Source organism: Mesorhizobium sp. M7A.F.Ca.US.014.04.1.1, from assembly GCF_003998745.1.
GTDB classification, from domain to species: Bacteria; Pseudomonadota; Alphaproteobacteria; order Rhizobiales; family Rhizobiaceae; genus Mesorhizobium; species Mesorhizobium ciceri.
Window position 1 is genome coordinate 1 of record NZ_RZRW01000632.1, and the last position, 3,127, is coordinate 3,127.

General features: G+C 65.2%; 3 protein-coding genes and 1 pseudogene. 1 reads left to right on the forward strand and 3 read right to left on the reverse strand.

Annotated elements, in window-relative coordinates:
* On the reverse strand, positions 1-424 hold a 424-nt coding region (locus EOA22_RS28945), incomplete at its 3' end, for a thiamine pyrophosphate-dependent enzyme (protein WP_245478714.1).
* Here EOA22_RS28945 and EOA22_RS28950 point away from each other — a divergent pair.
* Entirely contained in the window at positions 399-1,145 is a 747-nt protein-coding gene (locus tag EOA22_RS28950) for an SDR family oxidoreductase (RefSeq protein WP_063168737.1), read from the forward strand. The genes EOA22_RS28945 and EOA22_RS28950 overlap by 26 nt on opposite strands.
* 40 nt (positions 1,146-1,185) lie before the next feature.
* Here the strand turns inward: EOA22_RS28950 and EOA22_RS28955 are convergent, their stop codons facing one another.
* Positions 1,186-2,925 (reverse strand): cobalamin-dependent protein, encoded by a 1,740-nt coding sequence (locus EOA22_RS28955; protein ID WP_063168736.1) that lies wholly within the window; start codon positions 2,923-2,925, stop codon positions 1,186-1,188.
* A pseudogene (locus EOA22_RS28960) lies at positions 2,922-3,127 on the reverse strand (hypothetical protein); the annotation flags it as partial. The gene EOA22_RS28955 and the pseudogene EOA22_RS28960, both read right to left, overlap by 4 nt.

Consider the following 3,127-nt stretch of genomic DNA (forward strand, 5'->3'; position numbering starts at 1 on the left):
CGCGCCCGCCGCAGGCACCGGTGGCCCGCCCGAAGATCTCGGCCACCACCGGGTGCACGGCCATGCCCTTGCCGATATAGACCGCGTGGCCACGATGGGTGGTGGCGACCTTGTCGCCGGCCTCCAGCACGGCGGTCGCGGCGACGCCGACGGCTTCCTGGCCATCGCAGCGATGGATCGGACCGCGCGTGCGTCCTTCCTTGTGAAGCGCCCCAAGGCCCTCTTCGAGATGCCGCACCAGCAGCATCCGGCGATAGATTTCCAGATGTTGTTCGACGGAAGGAGTGTTTTTCACCGATATCCCCGAGTTCGTGCCGAAATTAAATACAAAAGTGTCGACACTTTGCAAGCGCTTCTGCAAGATAGGGCAAAACAAGTTTGTGAAAAGGGGATCGATCATGCGTTTGGAGGGCAAGGCGGCCATCGTCACCGGAGCCGGCGCCGGTATCGGCGCGGCCGTCACGGAACTGTTTGCGAAGGAGGGCGCGCGCGTTCTGGTCGTCGATCGCGACGGCGCGCGGGCCGGCGAGGTGGCCGGCAGGACCGGAGCGCTGGCCTGGGAGGCGGACGTCTCGGACGAAGTCTCCGTGGCGACGATGGTGCGCCGCGCGCAAGAGGCCTTCGGCCGGGTGGACATTCTGGTCAACAATGCCGGTTACGGCATACGCGGTTCGGTTGTCACCACCGCGGCGGCGGATTGGGACGCGCTCATGGCCGTGAACCTCAAGGGCGTCTTTCTCTGCTCCAAATATGTCATTCCCGTCATGGCCGCGGGCGGCGGCGGGGTGATCGTGAACACCGCTTCCAACGTGGCCCATGTCGGACTTGCCGATCGGGCGGCCTATGTCGCCTCCAAGGGCGGCGTCGCGGCGCTGACGCGTGCCATGGCGCTTGACCATGTTGCGGACAAGATCCGCGTCAACGCCGTGGCACCGGGTGTGACCTGGTCGAGCTATTTCGAAACCATGCTGGAAACCCATCCCGATCCTCAGGGGTTTGTCGCGGCATTGAACGCGCGCTCACCGATGAATCGCGTCGCGCAGCCGGTTGAAATCGCAAATGCAATCCTGTGGCTCGCCAGTGACGAATCCTCTTTCGCCACCGGCTCGATCCTGACGGTCGACGGCGGCATGACCGCCTGGTAAGGCACGCCCCTGTCGTTGCGTAAGACGAAGCCTGCCCGTTTCAGGCAACGGGCCGGATGGAACGCAGGGCACGCAGCATCTCGTCGAGGTCGGCGCAGGGCAGGCAGCCTAGGTCTGCTATATCCTTGGTCACGTCGACCGGCAGGCCCGAATTGGACTCCTTGGGCACTTCGTTCAATCGTCCGCCGATGAGCACCGGCAAGGCAAGTCCGCGTGCCGCCATCGCTGCTTTCACCGCCTGTGCATAACGCAGCGCCACGCCATTGTAAGTGCTGACGGCGATCGCATCGGCCCCGGTTTCGGCGGCGCGGGCGACGAGTGTTTCCGGGTCGACGGCCACACCGGCATCGGCGATGACGATGCCCAGGCCTTCAAGCGCCTGTTCGACGAGATATTTTCCGTGCTCATGCACGTCGGTCGTGCCGATGCAGACGGTCAGGGGTCTAGGGCTTTCCAGCGGCTTTTGCGTCGCGACCCAGGCGACGGCCTTGTGGTTGAGCTCGCGCGCCCATTCGGCATGGATCAGCGGCGTGCGTCCGCGGATGCCGTCCGCGCCCGGGCCGAACAGCGCCTCCATGCGCTTCGGCCCCATGCGGCGGATGGCGAACATCAGCGCGGCCGGGTCTTCGGTATCCACCCCGCGCTCGGCCAGCCCTTTCATGACGGCACCGGCAAAGCGACGCCCGCCTTCGACCAGCACATCGGCCATCGCCTCCACCCTGGCCCAGTCGAAGACGGGGTCGTAGAAGGGGGCGTGCAGCGTGAGCCGGTGCGCGAAGGTTTGTGCGTCGATGATCTCGTCGACATCGGGAATGCGCTGGTTCTCGGTTACCGGTACCGGATTGATCGCATGGCCGGAGGGCCATCGCCCGACAGCCAGTATGTCGGCCAGGAGATAACTCGCCAGGGTTGCGTAATTGCCTGCCGGGGTCGACTGGTAGGAAACGGTGTTGCCGAAGATCATGGTGCCCGGCGTATCGCTGACCCGCACCAGCGCGGCATGGAAGGCAGCGCGCGACAGTGGATCGCTGAAGTGGTGGCCGTAGCAATGGCCGAGCCGCGCGCCGATCAGATCCTCGACGATGTGCTTTTCGACCAGCACCATGCCGAGCGCGCAGGCCATGTCGATGAACAGCCCGGCGAAGCCGTCGTCGAGATTGGAATGGACAAGGATTTCGGCATCCTGCGCGGCAATCAGGCCGAGGGCGGTGACGGTCGCTTCGGTGGTCGCGACATCATCGTCCCAGTAGGGCAGCCGGAAGGTGAAATACTGCCCCAGATTGCCGATGGCCGTTGCACCGGCGGCGATGGCGGCGCGGGTGTTTTCCACCGCGCCCGGCAGGCCGAGCATGAAGTCGCCGAAATGCGCGGCAGCGGGCGCGGCGTTGGTGATGCGGGCGAAATCCTCGGGGCCGGTGAGCACGATGCCGGTGCCGCGCGCGGCCTTTGCACGCATGGCTTGGGGATAACCCATCGACCAGTCGAGGGTGATGCCGAAACGGTCGACCGTTACCCCTGCCTTGCGGCATTGCTCATGCACCTCGCCGATCGCGGCCACGGTGCGGTCGACGCTTCTGAAGCCGATATGGGCGTGCTGCATGACTCGCTTTTCGGCCGCTGCCTTGCGCTTCCATGCGGCTTCGGACGGCATCCCAGTCTCGGTCAGGAAGCGGCAGCTGCCGAGGCGCCAGTCGCGCGCCATGACGCGTCCTTCGGCGAGGAGCTCGGCGCCAGGCTTGAGGCGCGGGTCGAGGAGGGCGGGGCTGAGGTCAGCGATCATGATGCTTTGCGATCAAGGTGAGCTTCGACAATGAAACGGCGAATGATGGCGGCAAGACCTTCGGGGTCGGCGAGGGGGTGAAAATGCGCACCGGGAACTGAAACAAACCGGGCATCCGGTATTGCCGCAGCGATCGCCTCCGAAAGGGCTGGCGGTGTCAGGATATCGCCGGTGGCCGCAATCACTTGAAACGGGGGGTCGA